14 protein-coding genes and 1 riboswitch are annotated in these 16,377 nt (G+C 35.5%); of the genes, 11 read left to right on the top strand and 3 right to left on the bottom strand.

The genetic code is table 11. The features are described 5' to 3' along the window. The first annotated feature begins 194 nt into the window (after positions 1 to 194). From NiCM35_RS22855 to pdxA, 4 genes are all read left to right on the top strand, one after another. Positions 195 to 1,892 carry a sigma-54-dependent transcriptional regulator gene (locus tag NiCM35_RS22855; RefSeq protein ID WP_123257359.1) on the top strand — a complete coding sequence of 566 codons (1,698 nt, stop codon included), beginning with the start codon at positions 195 to 197 and terminating at the stop codon, positions 1,890 to 1,892. 146 nt (positions 1,893 to 2,038) lie between these two features. Beyond that, entirely contained in the window at positions 2,039 to 3,022 is a 984-nt protein-coding gene (locus NiCM35_RS22850; RefSeq protein ID WP_095333199.1) for a 2-keto-3-deoxygluconate permease, read from the top strand. An 18-nt stretch (positions 3,023 to 3,040) separates the two neighbouring features. Further along, on the top strand, positions 3,041 to 4,342 hold the full coding sequence (locus tag NiCM35_RS22845) for a four-carbon acid sugar kinase family protein (protein WP_095333197.1): 1,302 nt from the start codon (positions 3,041 to 3,043) through the stop codon (positions 4,340 to 4,342). Further along, on the top strand, positions 4,339 to 5,340 hold the full coding sequence (gene pdxA, locus NiCM35_RS22840) for a 4-hydroxythreonine-4-phosphate dehydrogenase PdxA (RefSeq protein WP_095333195.1): 1,002 nt from the start codon (positions 4,339 to 4,341) through the stop codon (positions 5,338 to 5,340). Before NiCM35_RS22845 ends, pdxA begins: the two co-directional genes overlap by 4 nt. A gap of 217 nt (positions 5,341 to 5,557) precedes the next feature. On the opposite strand, the gene NiCM35_RS22835 is transcribed toward pdxA, so the two are convergent. Next, entirely contained in the window at positions 5,558 to 5,716 is a 159-nt protein-coding gene (locus NiCM35_RS22835) for a helix-turn-helix domain-containing protein (protein ID WP_433780797.1), read from the bottom strand. Positions 5,717 to 5,970: 254 nt separating this feature from the next. Here NiCM35_RS22835 and NiCM35_RS22830 point away from each other — a divergent pair, with 254 nt between their 5' ends. Both NiCM35_RS22830 and NiCM35_RS22825 read left to right on the top strand, forming a co-directional pair. Next, positions 5,971 to 6,153: a hypothetical protein gene (locus NiCM35_RS22830; protein WP_176474249.1), complete on the top strand. Its 183-nt coding sequence runs from the start codon at positions 5,971 to 5,973 to the stop codon at positions 6,151 to 6,153. Between the two features lie 109 nt (positions 6,154 to 6,262). After that, a complete protein-coding gene (locus NiCM35_RS22825; RefSeq protein ID WP_123257361.1) occupies positions 6,263 to 7,780 on the top strand; it encodes a glycine betaine uptake BCCT transporter in 1,518 nt (505 codons plus the stop codon). Between the two features lie 19 nt (positions 7,781 to 7,799). Here the strand turns inward: NiCM35_RS22825 and NiCM35_RS22820 are convergent, their stop codons facing one another. Then, entirely contained in the window at positions 7,800 to 8,186 is a 387-nt protein-coding gene (locus NiCM35_RS22820; protein ID WP_095333189.1) for an SET domain-containing protein, read from the bottom strand. Between the two features lie 303 nt (positions 8,187 to 8,489). On the opposite strand from NiCM35_RS22820, the gene truA reads away from it, so the two are divergent. The 4 genes from truA (at position 8,490) to NiCM35_RS22800 (ending at position 13,113) form a co-directional block, all read left to right on the top strand. Continuing rightward, positions 8,490 to 9,227, top strand: coding sequence for a tRNA pseudouridine(38-40) synthase TruA (gene truA, locus NiCM35_RS22815; protein WP_095333187.1), 738 nt, complete (start codon positions 8,490 to 8,492; stop codon positions 9,225 to 9,227). Positions 9,228 to 9,542: 315 nt separating this feature from the next. Beyond that, on the top strand, positions 9,543 to 10,994 hold the full coding sequence (locus NiCM35_RS22810; RefSeq protein ID WP_095333185.1) for a nicotinate phosphoribosyltransferase: 1,452 nt from the start codon (positions 9,543 to 9,545) through the stop codon (positions 10,992 to 10,994). Positions 10,995 to 11,012: 18 nt separating this feature from the next. After that, positions 11,013 to 11,630: a nicotinate-nucleotide adenylyltransferase gene (nadD, locus tag NiCM35_RS22805; protein WP_217279794.1), complete on the top strand. Its 618-nt coding sequence runs from the start codon at positions 11,013 to 11,015 to the stop codon at positions 11,628 to 11,630. 93 nt (positions 11,631 to 11,723) lie between these two features. After that, positions 11,724 to 11,803: riboswitch (ZMP/ZTP riboswitch) on the top strand. Between the two features lie 110 nt (positions 11,804 to 11,913). Beyond that, the gene (locus NiCM35_RS22800; protein WP_095333183.1) at positions 11,914 to 13,113 is read left to right on the top strand and encodes a phosphoglycerate dehydrogenase; all 1,200 of its coding nucleotides are present in this window, start codon (positions 11,914 to 11,916) and stop codon (positions 13,111 to 13,113) included. 479 nt (positions 13,114 to 13,592) lie between these two features. On the opposite strand, the gene NiCM35_RS22795 is transcribed toward NiCM35_RS22800, so the two are convergent. Then, complete coding sequence (locus tag NiCM35_RS22795) at positions 13,593 to 14,549, bottom strand: ribose-phosphate diphosphokinase (protein WP_095333181.1); 957 nt, start codon at positions 14,547 to 14,549, stop codon at positions 13,593 to 13,595. A gap of 354 nt (positions 14,550 to 14,903) precedes the next feature. Here NiCM35_RS22795 and NiCM35_RS22790 point away from each other — a divergent pair, with 354 nt between their 5' ends. Then, the gene (locus tag NiCM35_RS22790) at positions 14,904 to 16,256 is read left to right on the top strand and encodes an amino acid permease (protein WP_163186641.1); all 1,353 of its coding nucleotides are present in this window, start codon (positions 14,904 to 14,906) and stop codon (positions 16,254 to 16,256) included. Positions 16,257 to 16,377 lie beyond the last annotated feature (121 nt).

Raw genomic sequence — 16,377 nt, 5'->3', positions numbered from 1 at the left:
TTTCAGTAAAAGACCAGATCATCCATCCATCAGTTTAAAGGCAAGAGCGTCTACTGCAACATGGAAACTTGTCTTTTACTCGATTTCTTTAGTTTCTGTTTGCTTGTCAGTATCTAGTAAATTATTAACGAAACTTGACATCTAGACACAATTCTTTCAATGTATAAAGTAATAAATAATAATAGGTGAAAAAAATGGGAATTAAAACATTGTTAATTGCTCCTTATCCTGCATTGGAGCATGTGATGGAAGAATGCATAAAACTAGAGCCTGACCTTAATATGAAAATTGAATTGGCCAATCTTCAAGAAGCAATTCCAATTGCAAAAGAGGCTGAAAAACATGGTGTTGAGGTTATTATAAGTCGTGGGGGAACCGCGCAATTAATAGAACAGGAAGTGAATATTCCAGTTGTTGACATACATGTTTCTGGTTATGATATGCTCCGTGTTTTGACCCTGGCAAATGATTATCCAGGCAAAAAAGCGATTGTCGGTTTTTCTAACATTACAATTGGAGCGAAGGCGATAACGGACTTGTTAGAAATACCTATTGAGGTATTTACAATCGAAGATGCTATTGAAGTTGATCCATTAGTCAATCAATTGAAAATGGATGGATATCAATTAATTATTGGAGATGTTATAACTCGTGATGCCGCCGCTAAATATAATCTAGAAGGAATACTAATACAGTCAGGCAGAGAGGCAATATTTGAAGCAATTAAAGAAGTGAAGAGCATCTACCGAATGCTGAGAAAGCAGCGTTTTCAAATGAGTATTATGCAAATGATTATAGAAAGACAGTTTTCGGATGTCATTGTAATGACTCGTGATGGAAATATTGTCTATGAAAATTGGAAACGATTTAGGGAGTCCCCGCTATCGGTCAAAAAAATGATAAATATAATTCAACAAAAAAATGATAATAAAGAAGAATTAGATATCATTGAAACGGATCAGCATAAACGAGTAAAACAGATGGTGATTCCTATAAAGGTAGAGGGGGAACTTCATTATTTATTTGCTTTTTCTTTTATGAAAGATTTAGTACCGGATAACTCCTTACATATTATAGATATACAAACTCCGCCCGTTATCCTTTCGAAAAGTGATAGTATGAAAAGGTGCATAGAAAAGATTCAAAATAATCTTAGTAGTTATGGTTGGATACTTATTGGGAAATCGGGTACAGGAAAAAAGTTAATCTCCAAATGGATTCATTTTCAAAAAAATAGAGGGAATGGTTTTTTGGCTGTTATGTCTGCCAATGCATTTATCAATATGAACCAACAGTTGGATCCTGATATAAAAACAATTTATTTGAATGAAATAGAGATGTTAAGCCATGAAGAGTTAAGGATATTTGTTGGAAAAGTTAAGCGTAATTACAATAATGGCATCACAGTTATAATAGCGATAGAGACGTCAGACGTAAATAGGTATACTGCTCTTCCTTATCTTGAATTTATACGAGTTGATTTACCAATTTTGGTTGAACGTAAAGAGGACATCAGACCATTAGCGACCCACTTTTTAACTGCATTTCATGCTGAATTTGGCACTTCAGCGATCAAGATAAAGGAAGATGCATGGAAAGTATTGGAATCCTATTCATGGCCAGGAAATGTCGAAGAATTATATATACTTATTCATGATGCTGTTAAGGAAGAAAAAGGATTTGTAATAGGAAAAGGGCTTATACAACAGCTACTTGGGGATCGGTTGAGTAAAATGGAAATGTTTGATAATGAATATTTACAAGGTACATTAGAAGAAATAGAAAAAAGAATTATTGATGCCGTCATGAAAGAAGAAAATTACAATCAAACAAAAGTTGCTGAAAGACTCGGGATTAATCGAACAACTTTGTGGAGAAAGCTGAAACAATAAAAGTTTCAGCTTTTTTATTTTTTGTTTCATTTTGCAACGTTTTATACTAATTATATTGTGGTAATAGGTGAAAGCAGTTACAATTTTAATTGTAAACGATTACTTGTTGTTTAAAATTGAAACATATAAAAAGGAGTGTTAAAATTATGAAGATTAAAGAAACGTTGGATCGGATTCCTGGAGGGATGATGGTAGTTCCGTTGTTAATTGCAGCATTATTAAATACATTTGCTCCAAATCTTCTGAGAATCGGGAATTTTACAGAGGCTTTATTTGTTAATGGATCATCTACTTTAATTGCATTATTTCTATTGTGTACTGGAGCTCAAATAAATGTAAAATCATTTGGGGTATCTGTTGGGAAAGGGGCAACATTATTAATCACAAAATGGGTTGTTGGTGCAGCCTTTGGATTACTAGCATATCTGTTTGCTGGAGATAATGGTCTTTGGTTAGGTTTAGCTCCTATTGCAGTAATTGCCGCGATGACAAATAGTAATGGAGGCTTATTTGTTGCTTTAGTTGGGCAATACGGAAGTAAGGAAGACAGAGCTGCTTATTCCTTATTAGCTCTTAATGATGGACCATTTTTAACAATGGTTGCTCTATCCATTTTTGGTGCAATGGGATTTGTGGACGGTTTATTTTCTTTTACTTCTTTTATCTCTGTACTTCTTCCAATCATAGTTGGTATGGTATTAGGTAATTTAGATGATAAAATGAGAGATTTTTTAGATAGTGGAAGTTCTATGTTAATTCCATTCTTTGCTTTTTCTCTCGGGATGGGCATCAATTTTTCTGCCATTCTAGAAGGTGGATTGGCTGGTATTATTCTAGGATTATTAACCGTTTTTGTAACCGGAACTGCTGGTTACTATGTGTTTAAGCTTTTAAAATGGAATCCGATTGTTGGGGCTGCTGAGGGCTCCACAGCTGGGAATGCAGTTGCAACACCTGCAGTAATTGCCGCTGCAAATGCTAGTTTTGCATCGGTGGTTGATATTGCAACAGTACAGGTGGCCGCATCAGTGGTGACCACGGCAATACTGCTTCCAATCTATGTAGGTTTCTTAGTGAAAAGATTAGAAAAAAAGGGATATAAGTTTGAGGAACAAGGTATCAAAATGTAAGATAAGGATGTGTTCGACGTGAAAAACAAAATGGGGATTATTGCTGATGATTTAACAGGCGCAAACGATTCTGGTGTGCAGCTGGCGATAAAAAAGTTATCTACTAGTGTTGTATTTGATTATACAAATTCATCTAAAGAGATGGCTTCAGATGTTCTAATAGTAGATACGGACAGTAGAGCGAGAGCAAAAGAGGATGCATATAAGGCAGTAGTAGAGGCAGCAACCTTTCTCAAAAGGAATGGGTATAAACATATTTATAAGAAGGTAGATTCCACATTAAGAGGCAATTTAGAGGCAGAACTTGCAGCGCTAGAATCTGTTTATAATCCAGATATGGTTGTTATTGCGCCGGCCTATCCTAAAATGAGGCGTCAAACCATCAATGGGCACCATTTTGTAGACGGTAAAATCATTACAGAAACCGAATTTTCCAATGATCCGAAGACACCTGTGCAGGAATCATTTTTGCCTAAACTTTTAAATTCGAAGAATAACAGGAAAATTACGTTGTTGAATAAGGAAGTTTGGCATAAGTCTAAAGAGGAGATAAACAACCTTATACAATCAGCCTTAGTGGAAGGGAATAAATGGTTTGTTTGTGATGCTGCAGCTGAAGAAGATCTTATAAATATTGCTAAACTATTTTCTGAGCAAAATAAGTCGATTATTTGGGCAGGGTCTGCTGGCTTGATAGAATACCTGCCGGAAATGCTGCATTTGATACCTTCATCAGTAAACGAACAGGAAGATATGGAAATCCAAACTACTTTGATTGTATCTGGAAGCTTATCTCACGTAACGAAAAAACAATTATTCAAGGTTGATAGATTGCAAGATTCCTATTTTATGCAGGTTGACCCTGTAGATTTAATAAATGGTAGCTATAGGCTGGATGAGTTTATGGAAATAGTCCAGCAGAATAAAGAACATCATCATTTTGTTCTTTATGTGGAAGCGGATGATGACAACAGAAAGCGTGCCATTGAAGCAGGTAAGATGCTTGGATTAAGTAAACATGATGTTAGTGCAGCAATATCAAATGGTTTGGGTACCATTTCAACCCATATAGTAAAAAATGTTCCTTTTATTAAAGGGTTAGTTTTAACAGGAGGAGATACTGCAAAGGCAGTATGTCGTGCGCTGGGAGTAACAGAAATGGATTTATATATGGAAATTGAGCCAGGACTTCCTTTTGGAAAAATTAGAACAGAAACGAATAGCTATTGGGCTGTAACGAAAGCAGGAGGCTTTGGCCAAGAAGATTCCTTAATAAAAGCATTAGAGTTTTTAATTAACAATAGAAGGGTGATAGTATGAGTAATGTAAAACCAATTGTAGGGATAACAATGGGAGATGCAGCAGGGGTAGGTCCAGAGATTATTTTAAAAAGCCTTGGTAAAGAGGAAATGTATACGATTAGCAGACCATTGGTGATTGGCGATAGTAAGATTTTGAATAGAGCCAAACAATTCGTTAATAGTGATTTAGCTATCCAAAATATTTCCGTCGAGGAAATTAACGAAATAACCTATGATTATGGCACTGTTTATTGTTTAGATTTAAATTTATTGGATGAAACACTTCCGGTAGGGAAAGTGGCTCCAGAAGCTGGAAATGCGGCATTTCAATATCTTGCTAAAGCCATTGAGCTTGCAAAAGAAGATAAAATCCATGCAATATGTACAGCGCCACTAAATAAAGAGGCGTTGCATAAAGGGGGGCATAAATATCCAGGCCATACAGAAATTCTAGCTGACCTTACTGGTACTCAAGATTTTTCTATGATGCTGTCTGCTCCGAATTTAAAAGTTATTCATGTTACAACACATGTTGGAATTCTTGATGCGGTTAAGATGATTAATCCCGAACGTGTCTATCATGTTATTAAACTTGCTCATGATACTTTACAAAAGGCAGGTATTTCTAATCCGAAAATTGCTGTTTGCGGCATTAATCCACATGCTGGTGAAAATGGATTATTTGGTTATGGAGAAGAAGAAGAAAAAGTAATTCCTGCTGTAGAAAGAGCACAAAAAGAAGGGATAGAAGCAGTTGGTCCACTTCCGGCAGATACATTATTTTTCCGTACGGTACGTGGGGATTTTGATATTGTAGTAGCAATGTATCATGATCAAGGACACGGTCCAGTGAAAGTATTAGGATTAGATGCCGGAGTAAATATTACCGTTGGTTTGCCGATTATTCGAACAAGTGTAGATCATGGAACGGCATTTGATATCGCAGGAAAAGGAATCGCGGATGAAAAAAGCTTGATGGAAGCAATGCGACAAGCTGTAGAACTAGCTCCTAAATGACATCGAATTTATTCACCCAAGAAGATCCATTTATTAACTTGTTAGTGTATTTGATAGATAAATAAAGCGAAGCTTTATCTTAACTTCATCATTCAGTAATTCTCCGCATCTCAAGCTGCTGAATTTGAGGAAGCTGGATATGGGAGCTCGATATAAAAATGCGAAATTGCAACTAACCATCAGTGGGATAAGCAAAAATACTGATGGTTAGTTTTATTTATAAAGCGGAGGATTTTTCTTTTCGTCTATATTCAAAAGGAGTGTAATTTGTTTCTTTTTTAAAAAGTTTGGTAAAGTAGGAGTAATTTCCATATCCGACTTTATCTGAGATGATATGTACTGGTAATGTAGTTTGAATGAGTAGCTCCTTAGCGATGTCTACTCTTTTTTTTGATGATATAGTTTACAAGAGAGAGTCCTTTTTCTTTCTTAAAAATTCTTGTTATATAATCTGGGCTTAAGTATACAATCTTTGCAATATTATCTCTTGTAATATTCTCATGATAATGTTCATCAATATAGTCACAAATTGTATTTACAACGTTTTTCTGAGAATGAATAAAATCTATGTATTGTAGCGAAATATCAACTAAGTAGGTAATATAAATTATCATATCATTGGGTGAACTTGTGGAGAAAAAAATACATGTTCCAAAATCGGTCTATTTGACAGAATGGGAAGATTTCGCCAAAATGCTATATGGGGAGGTAAGATTAGGTTTCCCTGATTTTATGATGGGAGTAATGAATCAACAAGTATTAGATGCAATTAGGGAGTCCAGTAGAGAACCAGGAAAAAGGATAGCTCCTTAAGAAGCTGAAAGGGCTAGTATTTGTTTAATTCTCCTAATAAAGGATATAATAACCTAGACAGCAATTCTACATAGATTAGTATTCGATTATTAGAAGGAGAATTTATTATATGAAGTTTAAAAATTATCTTGTCTTTAATGTTTCTGTAATTATTTTATTAGTGATTGTGTTAGTAGGAGTATTTGCACCAGAAACGCTTGAACAAACTTCAGCTAGTGCACAATCTTTTATTACAGATTCTTTTGGTTGGTATTATTTAATTGTCGTCACGTTTTTCGTGATAATATGTTTGTACTTATTATTAAGTCCGGTAGGGAGAATTAAATTAGGTAAACCTGAGGATAAGCCTGAATTTTCCCGAATAGTATGGTTAGCGATGCTTTTTAGCGCGGGAATGGGAATCGGACTTGTGTTTTACGGGACTGCGGAACCACTTAGTCATTATGCTATTAGTTCACCTACAAATGAGGTTGGCACAGAACAAGGCATGAAAGATGCAATGAGATTTACTTATTTTCATTGGGGAATTCATGCATGGGCAGTGTATGGAATTGTGGCATTAAGTCTTGCTTATACTACCTTTCGCAAGGGAGGAAAGACGTTAATTAGTTCGACCTTAAAACCATTGCTAGGTAATTCTATGGATGGACGATTAGGAAGAATCATTGATATTATCGCTGTTTTTGCGACAGTTACTGGAATAGCGACAACACTAGGATTCGGTGCTGTGCAAATAAATGGAGGGCTTTCCTTTCTTTATGGGATTCCTTCAAGTTTTTTAACTCAATTCATTATTATCGTAATAGTTACCATCTTATTTTTACTTTCAGCTGTCTCAGGATTAGGGAAAGGAATTAAGATCCTTAGTAATATGAATATGATATTAGCGTTTATCTTGCTTTTATTTGTATTTATTTTGGGAAATACAGTCTTTATCCTCAATTTATTTACAGATACATTGGGGACGTATTTACAGAATTTAGTGCGCATGAGCTTTCGCATTTCTCCTTTAAATGGTGAGAATCGTCAATGGATAAATACTTGGACCATTTTTTACTGGGCTTGGTGGATTGCATGGTCACCGTTTGTCGGAATTTTTATTGCTAGAATTTCCAAAGGAAGAACCATTCGTGAGTTTGTTACCTTTGTCTTATTTATTCCCTCAATAATTGGGTTTTTATGGTTTACAGTATTTGGCGGTAATGCGATGTTTATCGAGCATAAAGGATTAGGTACTATTTCCACTTTTGCAACGGAAGAAACATTATTTGCTCTTTTAGAACATTTTCCTCTTAGTGCGGTACTATCTATTTTAGCTATTGTATTAATTGGTGTGTTCTTTATTACCTCAGCAGATTCAGGTACATTTGTTTTAGGTATGCTTTCTGCCAATGGAATTCAGAATCCGAGCAATAGAATTAAAGTAATTTGGGGACTCTTACTTACCTCTATTTCGCTGGTCTTACTTTATTCAGGGGGATTAGATGGTTTACAAAATATGATGATTATTGCCGCTCTCCCTTTTTCCGTTATTATGATCTTAATGACGGTAAGTTTATTGAAGGAAGTGCATCGGGAGAAAGCAGAATATGAATCGAAGTGGAAAAAGAAAAAAGGCTCGATGTGATATCGAGCCTTTTTTCTTCTTAATCTTCTTTATCTTTATTAAACCATAACGGCTCATAATCATCGACTTCGCCATTATAATTGATTAATATTTCTTCGCCAGCTTTTATATCCTTATAAGCATAATAGTCAAATGTATGCTTATCAAAATTAATTTCATATGTTGCATTTGGTTCATAGGAATGGTTAAAAAGCATGCCGTATCCTAGAACAACAGCACTGTGGTTAATCCCATATTCATAAACATAATCTTCTAGTACTGTTCTTTCGATATATTTGTGCTGCTCATTTGGATATGGAACAACGGGAGCTTCATGGAATAAAGTACCTTTTTTGATATCACATGTAGCAAACACGCCTCTATTGAATTCTCCATCACTTAAGGGAGATGTTTTAATTTCAATCATAATTGATCACCTACAACTCTTTCTAAAGTATACTGCTATATCATACTCTAACATTGTTTCTATTATTTAGGAAATAAATAAAAAAATTTTTTATAAAAAAGAAATATTTCTTGTAATAAATTGACTTTTTAGCTAATAAAGGTTTGAGGATTAATAGTGTATAATGAGATAATATCCATTATGGAGTATTTTCCTTAAATGATTTCAACATAGTAAGGTGATGGCGTGTTAATAAACCTGAAACAAGGATGCTCGTAGTTTCTTATAATAAATAACATAAAAGGGTAAAGAACAGGAGAAAAAATGAAAAATTATAAAATGCTTATTCAATATGATGGCGGCCGTTACAAAGGATGGCAGCGTCTGGGAAATGGAGACCAATCCATTCAAGGAAAAATTGAAAATGTCTTAACAGAAATGGTAGGAGAAAAGATTGAAATTATAGGTTGCAGCAGAACAGATGCAGGGGTGCATGCTTTATCTCAAGTTGCCAATTTTAAAATGAAGAAAGAGATGACGGAAAAAGAAGTAATGAATTATTTAAACCACTACTTGCCGAATGATATTAGTATCTCAAAAGTACAGATCGTTCCTGATCGCTTTCATGCCAGATATAATGCAAAGGATAAAACGTATTTATATAAAATATGGAATAAATCGTATACCCATCCATTTATGCGTAAATATAGCATGCATGTAGAGAAAAGATTAAATCTAAAGAAAATGGAACAAGCAGCTGTCTATTTTGTGGGGAAACATGATTTTACAGCTTTCTCCAATGCTAAATCAAAGAAAAAGTCAATGGTGAAAGAAGTATACTATGTTGATATAAAAGAAGTAGACGGATTTATAGAAATTCGCGTGAGCGGCGATGGCTTCCTTTATAATATGGTCAGAAAAATAGTTGGTACATTGATTGAAGTTGGCCTAGGAAAAGTCGAAGCGGATACTATTCCAGCAATTTTGGAAACAAAAGATCGTAGTCTAACAGGCATGATGGCAGAAGCGAATGGATTATTTTTGGAAAAAGTAAAGTTTTAATAGAAGTGAAGACGAGCAAGTAGTTATTTCTGAACTACTTGCTTTTTTTGTATCGTTTTAATAGTTAGGGAACACTAGTGAGGGACAGAGTGATCGAATTAGTTCAGACTTTAGCGGCAAGAGATATACAAAGAAATTCACTATATGACTTTTAAAAATAAATTTTATACTATATATGTGAAAAGGTTTGCTTAAAAAAGAATGATTTGACGAATAAAAGGATAATTATATAAGATACAGAGATTTGTCACATCCTAAGGAAATAAAATAATTTTTGCATGTTGATATGAATTTATTTGGAGGAGGAAATTTTAGATGAATTATGCTGATGACAGTCTTATGCTTCATACCGATCTCTACCAAATTAACATGATGGAGACCTATTGGAGAGATAGGGTACATGAGCGAAAAGCTGTATTTGAACTTTATTTTCGCAAGCTGCCATTTGGTAATGGCTTTGCTGTTTTTGCTGGTTTAGAACGGATTTTATCTTATATAAAAAATTGCCGATTTACAGATAGTGATATTGATTATTTAAGAAATGAAGTTGGCTATAAGGAGGATTTTTTAGATTACCTAAAAAATGTTACTTTTTCAGGAGACATTTATTGCATGCAAGAAGGAGAGCTAGTATTTGCTAATGAACCTATTCTCCGTGTAGAAGCTTCACTTGCAGAAGCGCAATTAGTGGAGACTGCATTGTTAAATATTGTTAATTATCAAACGCTTATTGCCACGAAAGCTGCGAGAATGAAGCAGGTTATTGGCAGTCAAACGGCGATGGAGTTTGGGACAAGAAGAGCGCAGGAAATGGATGCGGCGATTTGGGGAACAAGGGCTGCCTTTATCGGAGGATTTTCTGCAACTAGTAATGTAAGGGCTGGTAAGATTTTTGGCATTCCTGTATCTGGTACACATGCCCATGCATTAGTTCAAGCGTATCAAGATGAATATGAAGCTTTTAAGAAATATGCGGAGGCGCATACAGACTGCGTTTTTTTAGTGGATACATATGATACACTTCGTTCCGGTATACCAAATGCCATAAAGATTGCAAAGGAATTTGGTGATAAAATTCATTTTAAAGGAATTCGCTTAGACAGTGGAGATTTAGCCTATCTTTCTAAGAAAGCAAGAGCAATGCTCGATGAAGCCGGGTTCTACGATGCGAAAATTATCGCATCGAATGATTTAGATGAGTATACAATTATGAATTTACAGGCAGAAGGAGCAAAGATTGATATTTGGGGAATTGGAACCAAGCTGATAACAGCGTTTGATCAGGCGGCATTAGGAGCTGTGTATAAATTAGTAAGCATTGAAAATGAATCAGGTGAAATGAGGGATACGATAAAATTATCTGGAAATCCGGAAAAGATATCTACACCAGGGCAGAAAAGAGTATATCGAATTATTAACAAGGAAAATGGTCATGCGGAAGGGGATTATATTACCCTCGCATCTGAAGCCATCACACAAGAGCCTTTAAAAATGTTTCATCCTGTTCATCCTTATTTAAATAAGGTGGTAACAAATTACCAGGCAATTGAATTACATCATCCAGTTATAAAGAATGGGCATATTCAAATAACGCCGCCACTATTAACCGATATTCAAAAAAAGGTCGAGGATAACCTAGAGTTGTTATGGAATGAATATAAAAGAACGCTCAATCCGGAAGAGTATCCAGTTGATTTAAGTAAAGCTTGCTGGGAGAACAAGCGCAATTATATAGAGAAAATGAAGGAAAAGACGAACCCAATTTAAAACAGAAGGGAAGAAAATATGGTGAGAAAAATAGGGGTTTATGGATCATCCTTTGATCCCATTACAAATGTTCATCTTTGGACGGCCAGTACAGTTGCTCATCGATGCAAGTTAGATAAAGTCATTTTTCTTCCTTCTTCGAGCAAAAGAAGAGATAAAACAATGGAAACAGCTGATGAACATCGTATAGAGATGGTTAATATGGCAATAGCTGACAATGATAAATTTGCATTCGATGACTATGAAATGAAGCAAGATGGCTGGGAAATCTATACGTATCACACGATGAATTATTTTAAAAAGTTACTTCCAGAAGACGAGGTATATTTCATTATGGGAGCCGATTTACTTGTTGATATTGGTCAAGGTAAATGGACCAAAGGGGAAGAATTAGTAGCGGAAAATCGATTTATCGTTATGGCTCGAAATGGGATTGATATGCTTTCCACGATCAGCCGCTCACCACTTCTTCGCAATCATGATGATGGGAAGACCTTTCACTTGTTAGATAAGGGACTGTCCATGGAAATAAGCTCTACTTATATACGAGAAGAGTTTTCAATGGGGGGAGAACCAAGGTATCTTTTGCCAGAAAAGTGTTATCAATATATAAAGAAAAATAAGTTATATCAATAAACCATTCTAAAAAAAGCATAAAAAAGAACAAAATTAATAAGAAATTAGTAATTGATGAATACTGAATAGTCTGATAGAATGAAGGCAAATCTAAAGGCTATGTGTAACTGGCGAAATACGGATAACCGTAGGGGAGCACATAGTGTCGTATGCCGTTCGCCTGGGCAGAGGTAAGGGAATGAACTCCTTGCCTTTTTCTTTTTTTACTATTGCGGTTGAAAAAGGGATGCAGGATGTTCCAAGCTTACAAAGAATATAATTGATGAAAAAGGGAGCAATGGAGATGAGCACTACGACTGTTAAAGAAGTAAAAACAATTAAAACGTTAAATAATATTGCAGCAAGTGGACTAAACGTATTTAAAAAAGGGAATTTTACAATGGATGATACGTGTGCCAATCCTGATGCGATACTTTTACGCAGCTTTAATATGCATGGGTTGGAATTGGGAGATAATTTAAAGGCAATAGCACGTGCAGGTGCAGGAGTAAATAATATACCAGTTGAACAATGTACTGCAAAAGGAATTGTTGTATTTAATACACCTGGTGCGAATGCAAATGCCGTAAAAGAGATGGTGCTCATGTCATTAATGGCTTCTTCCCGAAATTTATTTGAAGGAGTGTCATGGGCCAAAACCCTTGTTACGGAAGGGGATCAAGTTCCAAAACTTGTGGAAGCAGGTAAAAAACAATTTGTTGGTCATGAAATTAAAGGAAAAACACTAGGTGTAATTGGCTTAGGTGCAATTGGTGCTCTCGTAGCAAACGATGCTCTTGCTCTTGATATGGATGTTATTGGGTATGATCCATTTCTTTCTGTTGATACTGCCTGGAATTTGTCACGTAATGTCAAGCGAGCAATGACATTAGATCAATTATTTGCAGAGTCTGACTACATTACGGTTCATGTTCCATTAACAGAAGACACGAAGGGCATGTTTAATAAAAAGGCATTTTCCTTAATGAAACCAGGGACACAAATTCTAAATTTTTCTCGTGGAGAGCTAGTGAATGAAATAGACATGGCTGTTGCATTGGAAGATGGAAAGATCGGACGCTATATAACAGACTTCCCAAATGAAAATGTTCTCCAAATGAAAAATACGATTGCAATTCCACATCTTGGAGCATCTACAGGAGAATCAGAAGAAAATTGTGCAGTAATGGCAGCGCGTCAAGTAAAGGATTTCTTAGAAACCGGAAATGTTAAAAATGCAGTAAACTTTCCGAATGCATCTATCCCCTATGCGGGGAAACGTCGGGTGACGGCCTTCCATTTAAATGTTCCTAATATGGTTGGTCAAATGACACAAGTCATTTCTACTTATCAGTTAAATATTGCTGATATGATAAATAGAAGTCGAGGCGAGTATGCATACACGATGATAGATATTGATAACCAAGTAGCGGATGAGATTGTTCCTCTTTTATCTAAGCAATTAAAGGAAATCGACGGAATTGTAATGCTGAGAGTTATCTAAATACGTAATATAGGAAATAGACATGATAGGCTCTAAGGTGAAATGAATTTTTTGCCGGAGTCTATTTGTATATAATTGGATCTTGCTAGATTTGAAGTAGAGTGCTAAATGGTTCTCCCTATAGGATGGAAACACGTTTATTAAATTAGAATTTTTATAGTAAAAAGGGCTGTCCTATAAGACAACCCTTCAGTTTGTCGACAAAAGATTTTGGAGAAGTGGAATTGCATTTTCATGCGTTGCTTGGAGTGGAGGGGGTGAGACTCCTGTGGGATTAGCGAGACAGCCTGAGACCCTACAGGCTGAAGGCCGAAGCGGCTCAGCGCGAGCCTCACGGAAAGCGAACCCCCCGGAGCGGAAAGCAATACCTTGATTCAAAGAATAAAGTTTCTTTACTCAAACTTCCATTTCCAAAATACCGGAGTTTGTTTACAGTCAGAAGGGCTGTCCAACAGGACAACCCTTTTGCTTAATACGGTTTATTTAAATAACACACTTACTGACTTATGTTCATAAACGCGGCTGATGGCATCACTTAGTAATTCAGCAATAGATAACTGTGTAATCTTGTCGATTCTTTTTTCTTCCGTAAGTGGAATGCTGTTTGTTACAATCAATTCCTTAATTTGTGATTCTTGAATCATATCAATAGCTGGTTCAGATAAAACAGGATGAATACAGCATGCGTATATGTCTTCAGCGCCATTATCAAGTAAGGCTTTCGCGGCAGTAGTAATTCGATAAGAGGTATCCACTATATCGTCTATAATAATTGCCGTTTTTCCTTCAATATTACCAACAACGTTTACTTCGCGTGGACCGAAATCTTTTGGGCCTCGTTTATCGATAATAGCGATAGGTGCTTTTAAGCGGTCTGCGAGCTCACGTGCACGAGTTACGCTGCCGTGGTCTGGGGCAACTACAACAACATCATGTGAAAATTCTTTCGTATTTAAATAATCGGCAAGGAGCGGGATACCTACTAATTGATCAACTGGGATATTAAAGAAGCCTTGTGTTTGTGGTGCATGTAAATCTAAAGTTATCACACGGTCTGCACCAGATTTTTGAATTAAATTGGCAACTAGCTTAGCGGTAATGGGCTCTCTTGGCTGAGCTTTTCTATCTTGACGTGCATATCCATAATACGGAATAACAACGTTAATAGTGTTAACAGAAGCTCGTTTTAACGCATCTATCATGATAAGCAATTCCATAATACTTTGATTTACTGGATCACATGTAGATTGAATAACAAATACTTCGCAGCCGCGGACACTTTCTTCAATATTGATTTGAATTTCACCATCACTGAATTTTTTGACTGTACATTTTCCTAATTCGGTACCAAGATGATCCACGATTTCTTGAGCTAGTTCTAGCGACGAATTGAGTGCGAAAACTTTTAATTTGGTTCCTTGATATGTATTGGGCATGAATGCTTCCTCCTATAATTTGAACATTCTTAGTGATGATTCATTTTCCTAAAGATACTTCTATCAAATATTGTAGGTTACTGATATTTGCATTGCAACCTAATAATAGTTTTTTTTCTTAATGAAACATCTTTCTCTTGCAAGTGGGAGCAATAGAATAGTATTAATACTTTATAGTCCAATAATCTGCTTTTCCAAACCTAAAATGAAAGATTGTTTTTTAAAAGAAACTTTTGCAATTCGATAAATACAGAGATTCGTGTATCTTGTCTTAGAATGTGCTAAACTATATTTCGTTAACTCTTGTTACATAAAAAAATTTAAATAGTATAACTGAAAAGAGAGTGATTAAACATGCAGCAAGAAACATTGTCTAGAGGATTGAAAAACAGACATGTTCAATTAATTGCAATTGGAGGAGCAATAGGAACAGGGCTTTTTCTAGGGGCTGGTAAATCAATCCACTTAGCGGGCCCATCTATTCTATTTGCCTACATCATAACTGGTATCATTTGTTTTTTGATTATGCGAGCACTAGGAGAGCTGCTTTTATCTAATCTGGAATATCATTCCTTCGTAGATTTTGTAAATGACTATTTTGGCAAAAAAGCTGCCTTTGTAACAGGATGGACGTACTGGTTTTGTTGGATTTCGATTGCAATGGCAGATTTAACTGCTATCGGCTTGTATACAAAGCTTTGGTTTCCTCATGTACCTCAATGGTTACCAGGTTTTATTGCTTTAATTGTCTTACTTATTATGAACTTAGCTACAGTAAAGCTTTTTGGAGAGATGGAATTTTGGTTCGCTTTAGTTAAAGTTATTGCCATTATTGCATTAATTATTATTGGCTTCATTATGATAGTAAAAGGCTTTTCAACAGATGCGGGTCCTTCAAGCTTTACCAATCTGTGGAATCATGGCGGCATGTTTCCTAATGGAATGAATGGGTTTATTCTTTCTTTTCAAATGGTTGTTTTTGCTTTTGTAGGAATTGAATTAGTAGGGCTTACAGCTGGGGAAACTGAGAATCCTGAAAAGGTTATTCCAAAGGCAATTAATAATATTCCGATAAGAATTTTAATTTTTTATGTGGGGGCATTGCTTATTATTATGAGTATTTACCCTTGGAATGCCATTAATCCCGCTGAAAGTCCTTTTGTTCAAGTATTCCTGGCTGTTGGGATAACAGCAGCGGCAGGAATTGTGAACTTTGTCGTGTTAACTTCCGCAGCATCAGCCTGTAACAGTGCGATTTTTAGCACAAGCAGAATGATGTTTGCGTTGGCAAAGGAAAAGAATGCACCAGAATCTCTTGCTAAATTAACAAAAAATCAAGTGCCATCAAATGCGCTATTCTTTTCTGTGATTGTCGTGTTAATTGCTGTTATTTTAAATTACATCATGCCAGAAGGCGTATTTACGTTAATCACAAGCATATCGACCGTTTGCTTTATCTTTATTTGGGCAATTACTGTTCTTTGTCATTTAAAGTATCGTAAATCACGCCCAGTACTAGCGGCAAAAAATAAATTTAAAATGCCACTCTTTCCATTTGCAAATTATCTTATTCTTCTTTTTCTAGCGTTTGTCCTTGTTGTATTAGCGCTTGCTGAAGATACAAGAGTTGCATTATTTGTTACACCAGTCTGGTTTATCTTGTTATTGGTGATTTATCAAATTAAGTGGAAACAATCTGCAAATTAATAGATTTCTTTTAAAAATAGAGCCTGAAATTGATTTACATATCGGTTTCAGGCTTTGTTTTTTTGAGTGGCAAAAGATTTGAAAAAATCAAAAAAATATATTGACAAAATCTTCAATAAAA

It is taken from the genome of Niallia sp. M35 (genome assembly GCF_050971705.1).
Taxonomy (GTDB): Bacteria; Bacillota; Bacilli; order Bacillales; family Cytobacillaceae; genus Niallia; species Niallia circulans_A.
The sequence above is the reverse complement of the archived record's forward strand: the minus strand, read 5'-3'. Positions and strand labels throughout refer to the sequence as shown.